The sequence below is a fragment of the Mycobacterium hainanense genome, assembly GCF_041890355.1.
In the GTDB taxonomy this organism is placed as follows: domain Bacteria; phylum Actinomycetota; class Actinomycetes; order Mycobacteriales; family Mycobacteriaceae; genus Mycobacterium; species Mycobacterium hainanense.
Map to the genome: position 1 here is coordinate 3,820,222 of NZ_CP169059.1, position 19,320 is coordinate 3,839,541.

Sequence of the window (19,320 nt, forward strand, 5' to 3'; positions counted from 1 at the left end):
CCGGCGGGTCAGTCCGCCTTGACGAAGCCGTTGGCCTGTGCGACTTCTTCGCTGGACAGCCAGAACTCGGCGATCGTGTCGTGGTAGAGCGGGCTGCCGGGCGTGTAGTACAAACCGAAGCTGGCGTTGGCCTTGATCGGATACCCGTCCGGCACCTGGTACGGGTCGTCGAGCGGTAGGCGGATGGTCGGGCGCCCGGGCGAGCCCGCCCCGCCGTCGTCGGCGGCGGCGTGCCGTCCGCCCCGCTGCTCAGGGACGACGACGGCCGCGACGGCCGCCTCCGGCGCGGTGGCTTCCGGAGCGGCAGCCTCGGGAGTGGGGGCCTCGGCTACGTCGGCCAGGGCATCGGACGCGGCCGCATCCGGATGCTCGGGCTCGGGGGCCGGGGTTTCTTGGGCGGTGCCCTCGTATTCGGGAGGCGCATCCGGCACCGCGACGTCCTGGTACTCGGCGTCCACGTACTCCTCGTCCGCGCGGGCGGACTCCGGGTAGGCGGGCTCACGCGCGTCGTCGGCGTACTCGGCCTCGACGTACTCGACCTCCGGGTAATTCGGCTGGCTGTACTCGGATTCGGCGTATTCGGATTCGGCGTACTCGGGTTCGGCGTAGCCGGATTCCGTTTCGGGATAGCCGGCCTCCGACAGGTCCGCCGCGGATACCGCGGAGAAGGAGTCGGTGTCCACCGCGTCGGGGTCCTGCTCCACGTCCCCGTACGCACCCTCGTCCGCGCCGCGCCGCCGCCAGCTGACCCGCCCGGCGGCCCCGGCCTCGGGCGCCTCCGACTGACGGGCGAAGTGTTCGGTGCTGACGTCGTCGGGCCCCCAGTGCTGGTCACCCGCCGCCTCGTAGCCGAGGTCGCGGTGCGGCTCGTAGCCGGCGCCGGCAGGTGCGGCGCGCCGCCGGCGCCAACCCAAAGCCAGCAACCCGGCCAAGACGATCAGCACCAGCACCGGGATGCCGGCCAGCAGCCACCACCACTGCAAGGTGAACTTCTTGGCATGGGCGGGCGTCGCCGAAGTGCTCGGCTGATTCTGCCCCGACACCTGCAGGCCCGACAGCAACGGCGCGAGATTGGCCGGGTCGGTGCTGAACGTGTTCTTCGCCCGGTTCCACGAGACCTTGCCGCCCACGAACTGCTGGGAGACCACGTCGCCGTCCACGGACTGGTCGCCGACGGGGGCGCCCAGCTTGCCGGTCGGTCCGCGGAGCTTGTCCCACGCCGCCTTCATCGCGCCGCGCACCACGAACGCGCCGTGCTCGGAAGTCCAGAAGATCACCGGCTTGTCGGCGCCGGAGAAGGTGACGACGCGGCTGGACGGGATGCCGCCGTCGGCTTCGTTGGCGGTGGGAAAACCCAGGTCGCTGCCGGCCGGGCCGCCGAGTGATTCGTACTTGGCCACGATGTTGGTCTCGACGGCGTTCGCGCCGGTGGCCGGGCTGAAATACACCTTGCCGTTGGCAAAGTCCTGGACGATCCCGTCGCCGCCGATCGGGTACTGCGCGCCCTTCTTGACGCCGAGCGGCCCATTAGGGCCACCCGCGGCGCGCCAAGCCATGTTGATGGCCGCGGTGGGATCGATCGCCACCTGCAGACCCTTGAGCTGGTCGGCCAATCCCGCTGGCTCGGTGGTGAACTGCTTGGTCTGCCTGTTCCACGAGACCTGGCCGCCGCTGAACTTCTGGGCGGACACCTCGCCGTTGTAGGTCTCGTCGCCGACCGGGACACCGAGCACCCCACCGGAGCTGCCCAGCTTGTCCCACGCGGCGTTGATCGCGCCGCGCACCACGAACGCGCCGTGGTCGGGCGTCCAGAAGATCACCGGCTTGTCGCCGGCCGAGAAGGTGGCCACCCGGCTGTCGGGCCCGGCGAGGCCGGGCACCTCATTGATCGCGGGGAAACCCAGGTCGCTGCCGGCCGGTCCGCCCAGCATTTCGTATTTGTCCAGGATCGGCCCGTAGATGAATTTGGCGCCGGTCGCCGGCGTGAAGAACATCTTGCCGCCGTCGAAGTCCAGCTCGAAACCGTCGCCGGCGGGATACACGTCGCCCTTCCGGGGGCCCAGCGGTGAACCGTCGCCGCCTGCCTTCTCCCAGGCCGCCATCATGGCCGCCTCGGCGTCGCCGATGGGAGACGCCGCCGCGGAAGGCGCCAGCAGGGCGGCGGTGGTCGCGATGGCGGTCACGGTGACCAGCGCGCTCCCGACCAGCCTGCGCATGTGACCTCTCTGCCCGTTCACCAAGCCTCCCAGCCGACGGCTACGGCTCTATCAGCGGCTATGCCCGTAGCTGCACAGCCGGCGAGCGGGCCGCTCTCCGACCGCGCGGAAACAACCCCGCACCGATCCGCATCATCGCCAGGCTGGCATAACTTTGCTCCAACCAACGAGAAATACGAAGTCAAATCACGCATATTACAAAAACGGATACCACGCCGATGTCGAAATGATGCCAAGCCACGCTCAAATCGCGACGAACCCCAGCAACGCCCGCGTGACACCTGGCATATCGTGCCGACTCCCGAACCCCTCGCACGCGTGCGCAATAGGGCACGAGTTCGGCCGTAGGGGCCCGGCTCGACGCCCGCGCCGCGCTTTTCGCGATGCGCCATTGCGCGGGCATACCCGAAACACATGCGCCGACGGTACGTGAGGCCATTAACTCACCGGCGATGTACCCGAAAAAAGGGCCGCGCGCCGGGCATTGGCGCGTTTGCCGATGGCGGGCGAATTGACCGTTTCTACGGCGTCACCGTCGTCGGGCCTAGACCCCGAGGCTGCGGCCGATGATCTCCTTCATGATCTCGGTCGTGCCGCCGTAAATCGTCTGCACCCGCGCGTCCAGATAGGCACGGGCAACCGGGTATTCGCGCATGTAACCGTAGCCGCCGTGCAGTTGCAGGCAACGATCGATCAGGTGCACCTGCTTCTCGGTGGAGTACCACTTGGCCATGGCCGCCTGTTCGGCCGTCAGCTTCTTGTCCAGGTGCAGGCGGATGAACTCGTCGACCATCATGCGCACCACGGTGGCCTCGGTCGCCAGCTCGGCGAGGACGAAGCGGCTGTTCTGGAAGCTGCCGATCGGCTTGCCAAATGCCTTGCGCTCCTTGGCATATTGCAGCGTGTCTGCTAATACCTGCTCCATCGCCGCGGCCGCCATGATGGCGATCGAGATCCGCTCCTGCGGCAGGTTCTGCATCAGGTAGATGAACCCCATGCCCTCCTGCCCCAGCAGGTTCTCGGCGGGAACCTTGACATCGGTGAAGGACAGCTCGGCGGTGTCCTGCGCGTCCAGCCCGATCTTGTCCAAGTGCCGGCCGCGCTCGAAGCCCTCCATGCCGCGTTCGACAACGAGCAACGAAAAGCCTTGCGCCCCTTTGTCCGGATCAGTCTGCGCGACGACGATCACCAAGTCGGCGTTGATTCCGTTGGTGATGAACGTCTTTGCGCCGTTGAGCACGTAGTGGTCGCCGTGGGCGACCGCGCGGGTCTTGATGCCCTGCAAGTCGCTGCCGGTTCCCGGCTCCGTCATCGCGATGGCTGTGATGAACTCGCCGGTGCAGAACTTCGGCAGCCAGCGCTGCTTCTGCTCCTCGGTGGCCAGGGCCAGCAGGTAGGGCGCCACGATGTCGTTGTGCAGCCCGAAGCCGATGCCGCTGTAGCGACCGAAAGTGGTCTCCTCGGTGATGATCGTGTTGTACCGGAAGTCCGGATTGCCCCCGCCGCCGTATTCCTCGGGGACGGCCATGCCGAGGAAGCCCTGCTTGCCCGCCTCGAGCCACACGCCGCGGTCGACGATCTTCGCCTTCTCCCATTCGTCGTGGTGGGGCGCGACGTGGCGGTCGAGGAAGGCGCGGTAGGACTCGCGGAACAGGTCGTGCTCCGGCTCGAAAAGAGTGCGCTGGTACTTGACGGCACTGGCCATGTGGATAACCTCCGGCGACTGGGACTCTGTCGCCCAACATATACCAACCAGACGGTTGGTCGGCAGGCGGCAGGCTGACCCCGCCACGCGGATCAGCCCGCCAAGAACTCCTGCAGGCGCCCGGCCAGCGCCACCGGGACCCTCGCCTTGATGCGGGTGCCGTCGGCGTTGTGCTCCTCTTGCTGCACGCGCCCGTCGGCGTGCAGCCGGGCCACCAGGTCGCCGCGGTGGTACGGAATCACCACATCCACGGCCGTGTCGGCGGGGACGGCCAGCTCGCCCATCCGGCACCGCAGGGCCTCGATGCCTTCCCCGGTCCTGGCCGAGACGAACACGGCGCCGGGCAGGGCGTGCCGGAGCTCGGCCAGCGTGAGGCCGCTCGCGGCGTCGACCTTGTTCACCACCAACAGCTCGGGCGGTGGGTCGCCGTGATGGTCGGCGATGACGTCGGAGATCACCTCGCGCACCGCGTTGATCTGGGCCAGCGGATTGACGTCCGAGCCGTCGACCACATGCACCAACAGGTCCGCATCGACGACCTCCTCCAGCGTGGAGCGGAACGCCTCGACGAGTTGGGTGGGCAGGTGCCGGACGAACCCGACGGTGTCGGTGAGCACCAGCGGGCGACCGTCGGTGAACTCGGCGCGGCGGGTGGTGGGCTCCAGCGTGGCGAACAACGCGTCCTGCACCAGCACCCCGGCCCCGGTCAGGGCGTTGAGCAGGCTCGACTTGCCGGCGTTGGTGTAGCCGACGATCGCGACAGACGGGACGTCGCTCTGCCTGCGGCGGCTGCGCTGGGTGTCGCGGACCTGTTTCATGTCCTTGATCTCCCGGCGCAACTTCGCCATGCGTTCGCGGATGCGGCGGCGGTCGGTCTCGATCTTGGTTTCACCGGGACCGCGCAGGCCCACGCCTCCCCCGCTGCCGCCGGCGCGGCCACCGGCCTGCCGGGACATCGACTCACCCCAGCCGCGCAGCCTCGGCAGCATGTATTCCATCTGCGCCAGCGACACCTGCGCCTTGCCCTCCCGGCTGGTGGCGTGCTGGGCGAAGATGTCCAGGATCAGCGCGGTGCGGTCGATGACCTTCACCTTCACCGCCTTTTCCAGCGCGGTGAGCTGCGCCGGGGACAGTTCACCGTCGCAGATGACGGTGTCGGCGCCGGTCGCCAGCACCACCTCGCGCAGCTCTTGGGCCTTGCCCGAGCCGATGTAGGTCGACGGGTCGGGCTTGTCGCGGCGCTGGATGAGCCCCTCGAGCACCTGCGAACCGGCGGTCTCGGCCAGGGCGGCCAGCTCGGCCATGCTGGCCTCGCTCTCGGCGGCGGTGCCGTCGGTCCACACGCCGACCAGCACGACGCGCTCCAGGCGGAGCTGGCGGTACTCGACCTCGGATACGTCGGCGAGTTCGGTGGACAGCCCGGCGACGCGCCGCAGCGCCGACCGTTCTTCCAGGGCCAGTTCGCCGGTGCTTGGCTCCGGCACAGCGGAATTGGAGAAATCAGGATGTGTCATAGGCAATACAAGATGATGCACGGCGGATCGGCGCCGTGCACCCGAATTAACGTCGCTGCGCGTCCCACCATTCCCCGCTGATCTCCCCGCGTGCCACCAATACCGACGGTCCCCTCAGGTAACTGGTGGCGTCGGTGATGGTGACGACGACGTCGCCGCCCGGCACCCGCACCTCCAGCGTGCCGGTGTCCGCACCTGCGGCGGCCAGCGCGGCGACCGTGGCGGCGACCGTGCCGGTGCCGCAGGAGCGGGTCTCGCCGACGCCCCGCTCATGCACCCGCATCCGGATGGCGCCGTCGGACGGCGCGGTGACGACTTCGATGTTCACTCCCTCCGGGAACTGGGCGTGGTCGAAGCTCACCGGCGCCGCCACGTCCAGCGCGGCGAGGTCGTCGACGGTCAGGTCGGGATCCACGCACGCCAGGTGGGGGTTGCCCACGTCGACAGCCAGGCCGGAAAACCGGCGGCCACCGACGAGGGCGCTGCCCGGGCCGAGGGTGTTGGCCTTGCCCATGTCGACGCTGATGTCGGCGAGCGTCGCGCCGGCGTGGTGCACGGTGATCGGCCGCGGGCCGGCCGGGGAGCCGATCACGAGTTCGTCGCGGGACTCCATGCCGCTGGCCCGCAGGTAATGCGCGAACACCCGGATGCCGTTGCCGCACATCTGGGCGATGGACCCGTCGGCGTTGCGGTAGTCCATGTACCAGTCGGCCGCGGCCACGCCGTCGGGCAGGCGGTCCAAGACGCCGGCCGCCAGCGCGGCCCCGGCGGTGGTGACCCGCAGCACGCCGTCGGCGCCCAATCCGCGCCGCCGGTCGCACAAGGCGGCCACCCGCGCGGCGGTGAGGTCGAGCGCCGCCTCCGCGTCCGGGAGCACCACGAAGTCGTTCTCGGTGCCGTGGCCCTTCGCGAAAATCACCTGCTCAGGATACGGGGGCCAGGACACCCAGCGCTTCGTCGACGAGTCGGGCCCCGTCCGCGGCGCCCAGCCAGTGAACCCGGTGGTCGCGGCGGAACCAGGACCGCTGCCGGCGCACATACCGGCGGGTGCCCACGTAGGTGCGTTCGCGCGCCTCCCGCAGCCGCTCGGTGCCACCCCCCGCGTCGAGCGCCTCGATCACCTGGGCGTAGCCCAGGGCGCGCGACGCGGTGACCCCGTCCCGAAGGCCCTCGCCGAGCAGCGCGCTGACCTCATCGACCAGGCCCTGGTCGAACATGGCGTCGGTGCGGCGGGCCAGCCGCTCGTCCAGAGTCGTTGTCTCGCAATCCAACCCAACGATGGCGGTGTTCCACTTCGGGACGCCGACGCGTGGCGCGGACGCGGCGAACGGCAGGCCGGTCAGCTCGACCACTTCGAGCGCCCGCACGGTGCGCCGGGCGTCGGTCGGCAGGATGGCCGCTGCGGCGGCGGGGTCGCGGCGGGCCAGTTCGGCGTGCAGCGCGCCGACGCCGACCTCGCCCAGCCGCTGCTCCCAGCGCGCCCGCACCGCAGGATCGGTCGCGGGGAACGACCAGTCGTCGAGCAGCGATTGGATGTAGAGCATGGAGCCGCCGACGATGATCGGGACGGCGCCGCGGGCCGCGATCGCCTCGACGTCCGCCGCGGCGGCGCGCTGATAGCGGGCGACCGTCGCGGTCTCGGTGACGTTCAAGACGTCGAGCTGGTGATGGGCGACGCCGCGGCGTTGCGCGACGGGCAGCTTGGCCGTGCCGATGTCCATGCCTCGATAGAGCTGCATCGCGTCGGCGTTCACGATCTCGGCCGCGCCGAGCCGTTCGGCGACATCGAGCGCCAGCTGCGACTTGCCGGTTCCGGTGGGGCCGATGATCGCCAGCGGTCGCACAGTCACCTCAGACCTGCCAGGCGCCGGCGAAGTAGCCCACGCCGTAGGGCGCCCCCCGGTAGAGCTCCTTGGCCGACCGCGGCCCAGGCTCGGCCAGGCCGGCCAGGACCTGGAAGGCCACTCGGCCCAGGATCTGGCGCGGCAGCCGCATCAGGGCGGCGACGTCACCGCTCGCCAGCGCGTCGTCGAGGGCCAGCTGCGCGTCGGCGTTGGCCGGGTCGTATCCGCCGGGTGCGGCCGGCGTCAAAGTGTTGGCGCCGTCGGCCACGACCAGCACCCCGATCGGCTCGGCCGACCGGTCGACCTCGGCGCGCAAGGCGCGGCCCTGCGCCAGGGCGGTCGCATCGTCGTGGCCGGCGCGGTAGATGCGGGCCTCCGCAGTCGCGTCGGGGCGGACCTGGCCGCGAACCCACCCGGCGATCAGCGCGGACACGGGCAGCTCAGCGGGGGCCGCCGTCCCGGACCGCGGGGACAGCCCGACCCGGACGTCCACACCGAAACCCGCGAACGTGCCGGCCGCGTCGGGCCCCCACACCCCGTCGCGCGCGGCCGTCCCGATGACGGTCCAGCGGGCGGGGAGAAAGGCGGCCGCCGCCAACACCGCGGCCACCAAATCGGTCACCTCCGCGGTGGCCCGTCCGGCGAGTTCGGGCACCAGCAGCGGCGCCGAGGGAACAATGGCAATCCCGCTGAGCACGCCACCAAACTAATGGTTCGCCGAAGCGTGCGCTCAGGCCTCGGCAGCCGCGACTACCGGGCCGGTGCTAAAAGGGTCGGCCTGGCCTTCCCCGGACGACCACGCGTCCGGCGTGATGCTTCCGTCGTCCCGGCCGACCTCCGCGACCATGGTGGCGGCCTCGCCGCGGGCGAGCGCGACCGTGGCCACGATCACCACCGCGATCGCCGCTACCAGCACGAAGGCCTTCGGCCCGTCGGCGTTCAGCGTTTCCCCGAGGACGAAGATGCCGAGCAGACCAGCCACCACGGGCTTCGCCACGGTCATCGTCGGCATGGAGGCCGTCAGTGCACCGGCGCGGAACGCCGACTGCTGGAAAATCATCCCGATCAGCGCCAGCAGGAGCCAGGGGACGAACTCGGGCGCGGTCAGCACGGCCAGCGGGCCTTCCTCGCCGACCTCGACGATGCCCTTGGTCAGCACCGCGAACAACGCCAACGCGGAACCCGCCACCACCGCGAGCAGGGCCGCCGCGAACGGGCTGCCCGACCAGATCCGCGCAACCACCACGCACGCCACCAGCAGCGGCGCCATCACCGCGGCGACGATGGCCCACGTCTCGGCCGACGCGCGCTGATGGCCCGAGGCCGGGTCGCCGACGATGATGACCACCGCCAGGGCGGCGGCGAGCACCACCGCCCACACCCACTCCCAGCGGGTGACCCGGCGCCTCGTCAGCCGCGCGTAGATCGGCAGGGCGAACAGCAACGCCGTCACCTGCAGCGCGGTCACCAACACCACCGACCCCCAGGCCAGGGCCCCGGCCTGCAGGCTGTAGTTGATGATCGCCGCCAGGCCCCCCAGCCACCATCGGGTGTCCTTCAGCGACATGCGGAACAGCTCCAGATGGCCGACCTGCTTGTCCGTGATCTCCTGCGCAGAGCGCTGACGGATCACGTCGCCGACCGCGGATGCCAGCGCCGCGCACAACGCGATCAACGCCGCGACATCAACCTTCGACATGAGTGACCCCTCGTCTCACGATTGCCCCGACCAGCTTTCCCTGGGGCACGGGCAAATACACGCAATATTTGCGATCAGTTCAGCAACAACTGTGTGACGTCGCCCACGCCGCGGCGCGTTCAACAGATCACCCTTCGTTCTTACGGCATTAACCTAAGGAAGCCCTGTGGGCAACGCTGCGATCCGGTTAACCGGGGCGCGGCTACGCCGGTTGCGCTGGGGCGTTCCGGAAACCCGGCCGCGAGTGTGTTGCGCGTCGCGGAGGCGTCGGCGCGGGTCCGCAGCACGTCGCCGATCGCGACGCAAAGCGAGGACGCCAACGCGAGCAAAGCCGCGACGGCCGTCGTGGCCATGACTTCTCCGCCCGAGCCTGGATGCGGACAACCGTGATACCCGATGCGCCTGCGCCGATGCGTCTGGAACGGGCAAGATCTCAGGTGGCGGCGGATGCGCCGACAAGCTGCTTGAATACTGTTAAGCAGCTGTTGGGAACGCCGCGAAGGCACCCCACAGGTGCAGCAGACGGTGCCGCTACGCGCGGCAGGTGCGCGGAGTTCCGACCGCGCGAAGGGTAGGTGACGAGCGCATGACGGCTGACGAACCCCAGGGACCGGACCCGGGCGGGCCGGTGCCCCAACCGGTTTCGCGCCCGGTGCCACGCCCGGGACCCCGTCCGGGCCCACGGCCGTCGAGCGCGGCGCCGCGGCCCGTCGTTCACCCGATTCCGGCGCCCCCGCGCAGCAATCCGCATCAGTTCGGGCGCGTCGACGACGACGGCACGGTCTGGCTGATCACCGCCGCAGGCGAGCGCATCGTCGGCTCCTGGCAGGCAGGCGACCGCGAAGCCGCTTTCGCCCACTTCGGTCGCCGCTTCGACGACCTGAGCACCGAGGTCACGCTCATGGAGGAGCGACTCGCGGCGGGAACCGGCGACGCCCGCAAGATCAAGGCCCACGCGTCCGAGCTGGCCGAAGCGTTGCCGACCGCTGCCGTGCTCGGCGACGTCGACGCGCTCGCCGGCCGATTGGCCAGCCTCATCGACCAGGTCGAGTCCGCCGTCGCGCAGGAGCGCTCCCGCCGCGACGAGCATCGCGCCGCGCAGACCGCCCGCAAGGAGGCGCTGGCCGCCGAGGCCGAGGAGTTGGCCGCGAACTCGACGCAGTGGAAGGCCGCCGGTGACCGGCTGCGGGCCATCCTCGACGAGTGGAAGACCATCAGCGGCCTGGACCGGAGGGTCGACGACGCGCTGTGGAAGCGCTACTCGGCGGCGCGCGAGGCCTTCAACCGGCGGCGGGGGTCCCACTTCGCCGAGCTGGACCGCGAACGCATGGGCGTCCGGCAGGCCAAGGAACGACTGTGCGAACGCGCCGAAGCGTTGTCCGATTCGACCGACTGGACCGCCACCAGCGCCGAATTCCGCAAGCTGCTCACGGAGTGGAAGGCGGCGGGCCGGGCGGCCAGGGACGTCGACGACGCCCTGTGGCGGCGGTTCAAGTCCGCCCAGGACGTGTTCTTCACGGCGCGCAACGCGGCGACGGCGGAGAAGGACGCCGAGCTGCGGGCCAATGCCACGGCGAAGGAAGCGTTGCTGGCCGAGGCGGAGAAGATCGACACCAGCAACCACGACGCGGCCCGGGCGGCGCTGCGCTCGATCGCCGAGAGGTGGGACGCCATCGGCAAGGTGCCGCGGGAGCGGTCCGCCGAATTGGAGCGCCGGCTGCGCGCCGTCGAGAAGAAGGTGCGCGACGCGGGCGAGGCCGATTGGTCGGATCCCCAGGCGCAGGCCCGCGCCGAGCAGTTCCGCGTCCGCGCCGAGCAGTACGAGCAGCAGGCGCAGAAGGCCGCCGCGGCGGGCCGCACCAAAGAGGCCGAGGAAGCCAGGGCCAACGCCGAGCAATGGCGGCAGTGGGCGCAGGCGGCCGCCGAGGCGCTGACGCGTAAGTCCTAGGCGTCGGGATCCCGGGGCGCAGGGGCGTCGGGCCCCGCCTCGTCGTTGAGGCTGTCCAGCAGCGTCTTCGACTGCTGCTGCGCCGCGACCCGGCGCCGCTGCTCCTCGGCCGCGAGCTGCACGATGGTGCGCGACCAGACCACCCGCGCCCACTGGTAGATCAGCGCGAGGACGACGATCCAGGCCGCGATCAGCCCCACCCCGGGGCCCGGGTGCCCGGCGGCGACGGTCTGGCGTGACCAGATGGCCAACAGTCCGGCCGCCCCGGCGAGCGCGGAACCCGCGAGCGCGGTCCAGGCCAGCGCCCAGCGACGCGTCACCAAGGCCAGCATGGAGAATCCGACGCCGAACACCAGCGCCAGCCAGGCGAACACCCGCGACGGCAGCGCCACCGCCGCCGCGCCGGCGCCGTGGCTGCTGAACAACACGTCCCAGCCCCGCACCGCGCCGGTGTGCGGCAGGATGAACGATCCCAGCAGCACGAAAACCAGGATCGCGACAACGAAACCCCGTGGGCCCGGGTCAAATCCCCGTGCCACCCGGCGTTCGGCGGCCTCGATTTCCGTGCGCAGGGCGTCGAAGTCGGGGTGTTCTTCCATCATCGGGCACATCCAAGGGGTTCCGTGGGGTCGGCGGGCGGTCCGACGGCAGGCATGCCGAGGCCGACCCCGCCCGGGCGCTGCCCGGCGGCGTGCGCGTCGCCCGCGCGGGTTCGGCGATGGCTCAGGATGCCGGCGTCGGCGATGAGGTGGTGCGGCGCCGCCTGGGTGACCACCGCGGTGACGAGGTCCCCGGGCCGCACCCGGTCGTCGGCGCCGAAGTGCACCAGGCGGCCGTCGCGGGCGCGGCCGGTCATCCGCGCCGTGCGGGTGTCCTTGCGCCCCTCGCCCGCGGCGACCAGCAACTCCACGGTCTGGCCGATCAGCGCGCGATTGCCCTCCAGCGAGATCTGCTCCTGCAGCTCGACCAGCCGCTCGTAGCGTTCCTGCACAACGGCTTTCGGGAGCTGCCCGTCGAGTTCGGCGGCCGGGGTCCCGGGCCGCTTGGAGTACTGGAAGGTGAACGCGGCCGCGAACCGGGCCTGCCGGACCACGTCCAGCGTGGCGGCGAAGTCCTCTTCGGTCTCGCCGGGAAACCCGACGATCAGGTCGGTGGTGATGGCGGCGTGCGGCATGGCGGCGCGCACGCGGTCGATGATGCCGAGGTAGCGCTCGGCGCGGTACGAGCGCCGCATCGCGCGCAGCACCCGGTCGGAGCCCGACTGCAGCGGCATGTGCAGCGCGGGGCAGACATTCGGCGTCTGCGCCATGGCCTCGATGACGTCGTCGGTGAATTCGGCCGGATGCGGGGAGGTGAATCGCACGCGTTCCAGCCCGTCGATGTCCCCGCAGGCCCGCAGCAGCCGCGCGAACGCGCCGCGATCGCGGGGCAGCGCCGGGTCGGCGAAGGACACCCCGTAGGCGTTCACGTTCTGGCCCAGCAGCGTGACTTCGAGCACGCCGTCGTCCACCAGGGCCCGCACCTCGGCCAGGACGTCGGCCGGGCTGCGGTCGACCTCCTTGCCCCGCAGCGCGGGCACGATGCAGAACGTGCAGCTGTTGTTGCACCCGACGGAGACGGAAACCCAAGCGGCGTAGGCCGATTCGCGTGCGCTTGGCAGCGAAGAGGGGAACTCCCGCAGCGACTCGGCGATCTCCACCTGGGCGGTCTTGTTGTGCCGGGCCCGCTCGAGGAGCGTGGGCAGCGATCCGATGTTGTGGGTGCCGAAGACGACGTCCACCCAGGGCGCCTTGCGCAGCACCGCGTCCCGGTCTTTCTGGGCCAGGCAGCCCCCGACCGCGATCTGCATCTCGGGGTTGCCGCGCTTTCGCGGGGCCAGGTGGCTGAGGTTGCCGTACAGCTTGTTGTCGGCGTTCTCGCGGACGGCGCAGGTGTTGAAAACCACCACGTCTGCGTCGCCGAAATCCGAGCCGTCGGGGGCGCGCCGGTAACCGGCGGTTTCCAGCAGGCCCGCCAACCGCTCGGAGTCGTGGACGTTCATCTGGCAGCCGTAGGTGCGGACCTGATAGGTGCGCGCACCGGCGCCGTCGGGCGCGCCCGCGGCGTCCTGCACCACCATCGAAGTCACGGGGCCATGGTACGGCGACCCGGCGGCACCCGAGAAACCGCAGCTAGACCCGGCGGCGGTCCCGTTCGGCGGCCAGCTCGGCGAGGACGACCTCGCACGCCAGGTTCTGGCTGTAGCCGCGACGCGCCAACATTCCGACGAGCCGGCGGGTCACCCGCGCGTCGTCGCCGTCCAACGTTTCGCGGCGCAGCTTGGCCCGCACCAACTCCTCGGCCCGGTCGCGTTCTGCCCCGGCGTCGATCCCGGACAGGGCTGAGGCGATCACGTCCTTGTCGACGCCCTTGGTGTGCAATTCGGCGGCCAGGGCCCGCTTGCTCTTGCCGGCCTTCGCCCGGCGTGACCGCACCCACTGTTCGGCGAAGTCGGCGTCATCGACCAGGCCGACGGCGGCGAGGCGGTCGAGCACGTTGGCGCTGACGTCCTCGGGGTAGCCGCGTTTCGCCAGTTGGCCGTGCAGTTCGGCGCGGGTTCGCGCCCTCACGGTGAGCAGGCGCAGACACAGGGTGCGCGCCTGCTCCTCGCGAGAGGGCTCAGAAATCGACGGGGGCGGGCAAGACGTCGTCATCGGTCACAACCGCACCAATGCCAAGCTTTTCTTTGATCTTCTTCTCGATCTCGTTGGCGATGTCGGCGTTCTCCATCAAGAAGGTGCGGGCGTTCTCCTTGCCCTGGCCGAGCTGCTCGCCCTCATAGGTGAACCAGGAACCCGACTTGCGGATGAAGCCCTGCTCCACCCCCATGTCGATCAGCGAGCCCTCCCGGCTGATCCCCCTGCCGTAGAGGATGTCGAACTCGGCCTGCTTGAACGGCGGCGACACCTTGTTCTTGACGACCTTGACCCGGGTGCGGTTGCCCACCGCGTTGGTGCCGTCCTTGAGGGTCTCGATCCGGCGCACGTCCATGCGCACCGACGCGTAGAACTTCAAAGCCTTTCCACCCGTGGTGGTTTCGGGGCTGCCGAACATCACCCCGATCTTCTCGCGCAGCTGGTTGATGAAGATGGCGGTGGTGCCCGAATTGTTCAGCGCGCCAGTCATTTTCCGCAGCGCCTGGCTCATCAGCCGGGCCTGCAGCCCGACGTGGCTGTCGCCCATCTCGCCCTCGAGCTCGGCGCGCGGCACCAGGGCCGCCACCGAGTCGATGACCAGGATGTCCAGCGCCCCGGACCGGATCAGCATGTCGGCGATCTCGAGGGCCTGCTCCCCCGTGTCGGGCTGGCTGACCAACAGGGAGTCGGTGTCGACGCCGAGCTTCTTGGCGTAGTCCGGATCCAGGGCGTGCTCGGCGTCGATGAACGCCGCGACGCCGCCGGCAGCCTGGGCGTTGGCCACCGCGTGCAGGGCGACGGTGGTCTTACCCGAGGACTCCGGGCCGTAGATCTCCACGACCCGGCCGCGGGGCAGGCCGCCGATGCCCAGGGCCACGTCCAGTGCGATGGATCCGGTCGGGATGACCGAGATCGGCTGACGCATCTCGTCGCCGAGACGCATCACCGAGCCTTTGCCATAGCTCTTCTCGATCTGGGCCATCGCCAGCTCGAGGGCCTTCTCGCGGTCGGGGGCTTGCGTCATGGTGCCTCTCCTATGGTTCGGTGTGTTCGGTGACCGGTATTGGTCGGTTGGCCGTGACACTAGAGAAGGCCACCGACAAGTTGACTCGCCGAACGTTCCCCACAGTAGCCGAACACCTGTTCGATTCAAGCGGACACGCCGAACCCACCCGCGTGTGGCAACATTTGCACCGAAACACGCTGACGGGGCCCATAGCGCCTGAGGAAACCGGTGTGAATCCGGTGCGGTCCCGCCACTGTGACCGGGATGGTCCCCCTCCCGCGAGCCAGACACTCACCGTCAGCGCTTCCTCACGACGACTGGGGCGGATCTCCCCAGAGAGGCCTGGTTGCGCATACATGACCGTGCGAGACATCTCCGCCGAGCTGGCCGAAATATCTTCCTACCGAGGGTTTTTCGCGCTGGCCGTGGGCGGTGACGCGGCCGGGTGGCACCCGGTCGCGCAGTCCTACGCCGACGGGTTCACCGACCTGGTCGAGGCCACCGCCCGGCGCTATCACACGACGGATCTGCGGATCGGCGCCTCGCTGGTTCACCTCGGACACGCCACCCGGCTGTGGTCACCCGTGCTCGCGTGCGCGCTGAGCCACGGCGTCGTCCCCGACCTGGGCGACCTGCAGCGCGCCGACGACGGGGCGCAACTGCGGTTGCCCGCGCCGGTCGGGTTCCCGACCAGCTCACCGGACGCGCTGTACCGGCTGGTCGTGCAGGAGCACATGCAACGGTTCGCCGCCGGTCTGCGAGTGGGGCTGGCGCCCGCCCTGCTGGCGGGCAACCTCGCGTCAGCGCTGATCGGCGCGGCGCGGGCCCTGCTCGCCGTGCGCCCCGACCTGGGCGCGCGGACCGCCGAGATGGTGCGCGCGCTGCTGGGCACCGGCGTGCTGGCCGGTTCGGGCGTCGTCACCGGCCCACCCCTGGGCTTCAGACGCCGTAGTTGCTGCCTCTTCTATCGCCTGCCCGGCGGGTCCGTCTGCGGCGACTGCGTCTTCGAGAAGCCACCGCCGCGCCGAACTCGGGCGCCGCGTCGTTTGCCCAACTCGCCCAAGGGTATCTGAGCACCATGCCCACCGAGACATCCCTGCGAGCGCTCGCGTTGACGTGTTCGTTGAAGAAGAGCCCGGCGCCGTCGAGCAGCGAGCTGATCGCCGATCAGGTGCTCGCCCAACTGCGCGGCGCGGGCGTCGGCACCGAGAAGGTGCGCTGCGTGGACCTGGCGCTGCTGCCGGGCGTGGAAGCGGACATGGGCCCGGGCGACGAGTGGCCGGCTCTGCTGGAGAAGATCACCGCGGCCGACATTGTGGTGCTGTCGACGCCCACGTGGGTCGGCCACATGTCCAGCGTCGCGCAGCGCGTTCTGGAGCGCCTCGACGCCGCGATCTCCGACAAGGACGACGCCGGCCGGCCCCGGATGGTGGGCAAAGTCGCGCTGGTGGCGGTCGTCGGGAACGAAGACGGGGCACACAAGATCGTCGCCGACCTTTTTCAGGCGCTCAACGACATCGGATTCTCGATTCCCGCGCAAGGGTGCACCTACTGGAACGGCGAGGCGATGCAGGGGACGAACTTCAACGACCTCGACGACGTGCCGGAAGCGGTGGCAGCCACGACCGAAACGGCGGCCCGCAACGCCGTCCACCTCGCGGCGCTACTGCGGCAGCACGAATACCCGCCTTACGAATAGCCGCCGCATTCACCACTGGTCGCGCGGCACGTCGAAGTCGACGCACAGGGCCCGCCACACGTCGCGGGGCTCGACCCCGTCCTCGATCGCCTGGGCGGCGGTGCGGCCGTCGAACCCGGTCAGCACATGGTCGGCCAGCACCGAAGAACCGTAGGCCGCACCGAATCGCAGGACGACCCGCTCGTTGAATTCCGTTAGCCGCACGCCAGCAAGATACCCGCCTGGAGCCGATCGGACACCGGCCGCGTCACCGCCAGCTGGCCGGCAGGTCGATCAGGTGATTGGGGCAATAGTCCTGCACGGCCTCGGACATGGTGGTCCGCGCGCGCTGCGCCGACATTCGCGAGCGCAACTGCATGAACGCGTACTCGGCCGGCGCGTAGCCCTGCTCGGCGGCGGCCGGGTCGTCCATCAACTGGCACGCCTGCTGCTCGTCGCCGCTGTCGGCGCGGGCGACGCCCGAACCGAACATCACAGCGAGAAGCACGCCGCCGGCCGCGATCGATGTCAATGCCTTCAATGCCGGTGCCCTCCTTTGCGCGGCCTTGGCCATCAGCCCGTCAGGGCGAGTGCTTCGTGGCACACCCGCACCGGATCGGCCACCCCGGCGATGCTAGCGGCGGCGGCCTGCGCGGCCCGTCGATACCGGGGTGACGACAGCACCTCGTTCACCGCGGCCACCAGCGCCTCGGCGGTCAGCGGCCGGACCAGCCGTCCGCTGCCCTGCCGAACCACCCGGTTGGCGATCTCCCACTGATCCCCTCCGCCGGGCACCGCCACCAGCGGCACCCCCGCCAGCAGCGTCTTGGCCACCATGCCGTGACCGCCGCCGCAGATGACCAGGTCGGCGTGCGTCAGCAACTGGGTCTGGCTGCCCAGCCCGACCGCCGCCCACGGCGGCACCTGCAGATCCGCCCCGCCCAGCCGGGAGACCACCAGCCGCGACCCGGCGGGCAGCGTCTCCCCCGGCCGCAGGCAAGCCAGCGCGACCTCGGCCAGGCCTTCGGTCCCGGTCGACGCGGTCGACGGCGCCACCACCAGCACGGGCCCCGAGCCCGCCGGGACGTCCAGCACCCGATCGGTCGGTTCGAAGTGCAACGGGCCCACCACCACCGCCTCCGCCGGCCAGTCCGGCCGGGGAACCTCGAGGGCGGGCAGGGTCGCGATCAGCCGCCGCAGCGGGCCGGAGTCGTGGGCCGGCAGCCCGATCTCGGCCCGCACGGCGGCGCGCTGCCGCAGACCCGCTCGCCAGGACCGCGCGGTGAGCGCCCGCATCGTGGCATCGCGGAGCCGGCCGCGGATGCCGGTGCCCGGCGCCAGCCCGCTGCCGATCGGCGGCAATCCCTTCGAGGGCAGATACAGCGGATGCGGGTCGAGCTCGACCCACGGGAGGCCCAACAGCTCGGCGGCCATGCCGCCGCCGGCGGTGATGACGTCGGAGACCACCAGGTCGGGCGCCAGTTTGCGCAACGCCGGCACGTTGAGGACTGCCATCCGCGCCGCGCGCCGATGGATTCGCGCACCGGCGTCGACGTCGTGGTCGGTGGCCACCAGCCCGTCCAGTGGGGCGGCGTCGATGCCGGCGGCCCGAGCGGTGTCGACCCACTCGGCGCCGGTGAACAGCGTGGGCTCGTCACCGGCCGCGGCGAAGCGTTGGCAGAGCGCAATCGCGGGAAATGAGTGCCCGGGATCCGGCCCGGCGACCACGGCGACACGCATCGGCCTTACCCTGCCACAGCGCGCGACCGCGACGCTCGCCTACGCTGGCGGTCATGACCGAGCTGACCGGGACAACCGTTGCGAACACCCGCACGGTCGAGACCTTCCTGAACGCGCTGCAGGACGCCGATTACGACGCCGCCGACGCGGCGCTGGACGACAACCTCGTCTACGAAAATGTCGGGCTGCCGACGATTCACGGCCGCGCCAGGGCCATGAAGCTGTTTCGCCAAATGGACGGCCGCGGGGCCTTCGAGGTGAAGATTCACCGCATCGCCGCCGACGGCGGGGCGGTGCTGACCGAGCGCACCGACGCCCTGATCTTCGGCCCGCTGCGGCTTCAGTTCTGGGTGTGCGGGGTGTTCGAAGTCCACGACGGGCGAATCACGTTGTGGCGGGACTACTTTGACTTCTTCGACATGTTCAAGGCCACGATTCGCGGCCTGGCGGCGGTGGTGCTGCCGTCCTTGAAGGCGACGTTCTAGCTCGCCCCGCGCAGACCGCCGAGTTCGTCGAACGCCTGCGCCCAGCCGACCAGCCGGTCGGTGGCCCCGGTCAGCTCGGCGCGGTAGCGCTGCGAGGCCGCCAACTGGTCGCCGTTGGCCGAGGAAACCAATTGCGCTGCGGCGGTGACCATTTCGTTGTACTGGCGAACGCCGGCGCTCAGCTGCGCGGTGAACGCGTTGATCGTAGGCACCAGATACGATCGCGATGAGTCGCTGGACTGGGCCGCCCGCTCCATCGACACCACCTCCGCGGCGGTGGCCGCCATGGCCGCCGAGCTCTTGTTGGCCGCCGCGGTCAGGTCACGAATTTCGGCGGTCGGCAACATCGAACCCCGCTCGATCACGTTCAGCAGCGACAGGAATCCCCGCTCCGAGGCGCCCAGCGCGTACATCGCGGGCCGCGCAGCAGAGCCGGGCGGCGGCAGGCGTCGCACGTTCGACGGGCGGGGTGTGGGCAGCGGCTCGGAACGCAACCACCGGTAGCGCAGCAACAGCAGCGTCGCCGGGACGGCCATGACGACCGCCACAGCGCCGGTGATCTCCAGCAGCAACGCGAACCATCCCCACGCCGCCAGCAGCATCGTCACCGCCGCCCAGAACACGCAGCCGACGGCGAATATCAGGCCCCACCGCAGCGCGCGCCGCCGCCGCCGCAACAGCCGCGCACGGGGATCCGCTGCGGCGCTGAGCTTTTGAGCAACCAGGTCGGACAGGTCGGCGGCGGTGGCCAATCCCCGCCCCAGCAACGTGCGCCAGAGCCCACCCCGTGTCTCGCTCACCGCCATGACA

The 19,320-nt window shown here is 70.4% G+C and carries 19 protein-coding genes and 1 riboswitch; of the genes, 4 read left to right on the forward strand and 15 right to left on the reverse strand.

What is annotated here, in order from left to right:
* Positions 1 to 8 precede the first annotated feature (8 nt).
* From ACEL92_RS17670 to ACEL92_RS17700, 7 genes are all read right to left on the reverse strand, one after another.
* Complete coding sequence (locus ACEL92_RS17670; protein ID WP_374022007.1) at positions 9 to 2,216, reverse strand: hypothetical protein; 2,208 nt, start codon at positions 2,214 to 2,216, stop codon at positions 9 to 11.
* Positions 2,217 to 2,760: 544 nt separating this feature from the next.
* Positions 2,761 to 3,921, reverse strand: a complete 1,161-nt coding sequence (locus ACEL92_RS17675) for an acyl-CoA dehydrogenase family protein (protein ID WP_374022008.1) — start codon at positions 3,919 to 3,921, stop codon at positions 2,761 to 2,763.
* Positions 3,922 to 4,013: 92 nt separating this feature from the next.
* Complete coding sequence (gene hflX, locus ACEL92_RS17680; protein WP_374022009.1) at positions 4,014 to 5,435, reverse strand: GTPase HflX; 1,422 nt, start codon at positions 5,433 to 5,435, stop codon at positions 4,014 to 4,016.
* 46 nt (positions 5,436 to 5,481) lie between these two features.
* Positions 5,482 to 6,354, reverse strand: coding sequence for a diaminopimelate epimerase (dapF, locus tag ACEL92_RS17685; protein ID WP_374022010.1), 873 nt, complete (start codon positions 6,352 to 6,354; stop codon positions 5,482 to 5,484).
* Between the two features lie 4 nt (positions 6,355 to 6,358).
* Positions 6,359 to 7,279 (reverse strand): tRNA (adenosine(37)-N6)-dimethylallyltransferase MiaA, encoded by a 921-nt coding sequence (gene miaA, locus ACEL92_RS17690; RefSeq protein WP_374026258.1) that lies wholly within the window; start codon positions 7,277 to 7,279, stop codon positions 6,359 to 6,361.
* A 7-nt stretch (positions 7,280 to 7,286) separates the two neighbouring features.
* Entirely contained in the window at positions 7,287 to 7,976 is a 690-nt protein-coding gene (locus ACEL92_RS17695; RefSeq protein ID WP_374022011.1) for a hypothetical protein, read from the reverse strand.
* A gap of 33 nt (positions 7,977 to 8,009) precedes the next feature.
* Positions 8,010 to 8,978, reverse strand: coding sequence for a DMT family transporter (locus ACEL92_RS17700; protein WP_374022012.1), 969 nt, complete (start codon positions 8,976 to 8,978; stop codon positions 8,010 to 8,012).
* Between the two features lie 586 nt (positions 8,979 to 9,564).
* On the opposite strand from ACEL92_RS17700, the gene ACEL92_RS17705 reads away from it, so the two are divergent.
* Positions 9,565 to 10,926: a DUF349 domain-containing protein gene (locus ACEL92_RS17705; RefSeq protein ID WP_374022013.1), complete on the forward strand. Its 1,362-nt coding sequence runs from the start codon at positions 9,565 to 9,567 to the stop codon at positions 10,924 to 10,926.
* Here the strand turns inward: ACEL92_RS17705 and ACEL92_RS17710 are convergent.
* Genes ACEL92_RS17710 through recA form a run of 4 tightly spaced genes read right to left on the reverse strand, consistent with a single transcriptional unit; the run spans position 10,923 to position 14,625 of the window.
* Positions 10,923 to 11,537, reverse strand: coding sequence for a hypothetical protein (locus tag ACEL92_RS17710; protein WP_374022014.1), 615 nt, complete (start codon positions 11,535 to 11,537; stop codon positions 10,923 to 10,925). The genes ACEL92_RS17705 and ACEL92_RS17710 overlap by 4 nt on opposite strands.
* Positions 11,525 to 13,045, reverse strand: coding sequence for a tRNA (N6-isopentenyl adenosine(37)-C2)-methylthiotransferase MiaB (gene miaB / locus ACEL92_RS17715; protein WP_374026259.1), 1,521 nt, complete (start codon positions 13,043 to 13,045; stop codon positions 11,525 to 11,527). The genes ACEL92_RS17710 and miaB overlap by 13 nt, the downstream gene beginning before the upstream one ends.
* A gap of 52 nt (positions 13,046 to 13,097) precedes the next feature.
* Positions 13,098 to 13,619: a recombination regulator RecX gene (gene recX, locus ACEL92_RS17720; protein WP_374022015.1), complete on the reverse strand. Its 522-nt coding sequence runs from the start codon at positions 13,617 to 13,619 to the stop codon at positions 13,098 to 13,100.
* Positions 13,585 to 14,625 (reverse strand): recombinase RecA, encoded by a 1,041-nt coding sequence (recA, locus tag ACEL92_RS17725; protein WP_067268999.1) that lies wholly within the window; start codon positions 14,623 to 14,625, stop codon positions 13,585 to 13,587. The genes recX and recA overlap by 35 nt, the downstream gene beginning before the upstream one ends.
* 166 nt (positions 14,626 to 14,791) lie before the next feature.
* A riboswitch (cobalamin riboswitch) is annotated at positions 14,792 to 14,921 on the forward strand.
* Positions 14,922 to 14,963: 42 nt separating this feature from the next.
* On the opposite strand from recA, the gene ACEL92_RS17730 reads away from it, so the two are divergent.
* Positions 14,964 to 15,680 (forward strand): (2Fe-2S)-binding protein, encoded by a 717-nt coding sequence (locus ACEL92_RS17730; RefSeq protein WP_374022016.1) that lies wholly within the window; start codon positions 14,964 to 14,966, stop codon positions 15,678 to 15,680.
* Positions 15,681 to 15,685: 5 nt separating this feature from the next.
* A complete protein-coding gene (locus ACEL92_RS17735) occupies positions 15,686 to 16,306 on the forward strand; it encodes a flavodoxin family protein (RefSeq protein ID WP_374022017.1) in 621 nt (206 codons plus the stop codon).
* Positions 16,307 to 16,315: 9 nt separating this feature from the next.
* On the opposite strand, the gene ACEL92_RS17740 is transcribed toward ACEL92_RS17735, so the two are convergent.
* The 3 genes from ACEL92_RS17740 to ACEL92_RS17750 all read right to left on the reverse strand — a co-directional run bounded on the left by ACEL92_RS17740 (position 16,316) and on the right by ACEL92_RS17750 (position 18,025).
* Positions 16,316 to 16,510, reverse strand: a complete 195-nt coding sequence (locus ACEL92_RS17740) for a DUF3046 domain-containing protein (protein WP_067269003.1) — start codon at positions 16,508 to 16,510, stop codon at positions 16,316 to 16,318.
* Positions 16,511 to 16,553: 43 nt separating this feature from the next.
* A complete protein-coding gene (locus ACEL92_RS17745; RefSeq protein WP_374026260.1) occupies positions 16,554 to 16,778 on the reverse strand; it encodes a hypothetical protein in 225 nt (74 codons plus the stop codon).
* Between the two features lie 80 nt (positions 16,779 to 16,858).
* The gene (locus tag ACEL92_RS17750; RefSeq protein ID WP_374022018.1) at positions 16,859 to 18,025 is read right to left on the reverse strand and encodes a glycosyltransferase; all 1,167 of its coding nucleotides are present in this window, start codon (positions 18,023 to 18,025) and stop codon (positions 16,859 to 16,861) included.
* Positions 18,026 to 18,078: 53 nt separating this feature from the next.
* On the opposite strand from ACEL92_RS17750, the gene ACEL92_RS17755 reads away from it, so the two are divergent.
* Positions 18,079 to 18,510, forward strand: a complete 432-nt coding sequence (locus ACEL92_RS17755) for a limonene-1,2-epoxide hydrolase family protein (RefSeq protein ID WP_374022019.1) — start codon at positions 18,079 to 18,081, stop codon at positions 18,508 to 18,510.
* On the opposite strand, the gene ACEL92_RS17760 is transcribed toward ACEL92_RS17755, so the two are convergent.
* A complete protein-coding gene (locus tag ACEL92_RS17760) occupies positions 18,507 to 19,316 on the reverse strand; it encodes a hypothetical protein (protein WP_374022020.1) in 810 nt (269 codons plus the stop codon). The genes ACEL92_RS17755 and ACEL92_RS17760 overlap by 4 nt on opposite strands.
* Between the last annotated feature and the right edge of the window lie 4 nt (positions 19,317 to 19,320).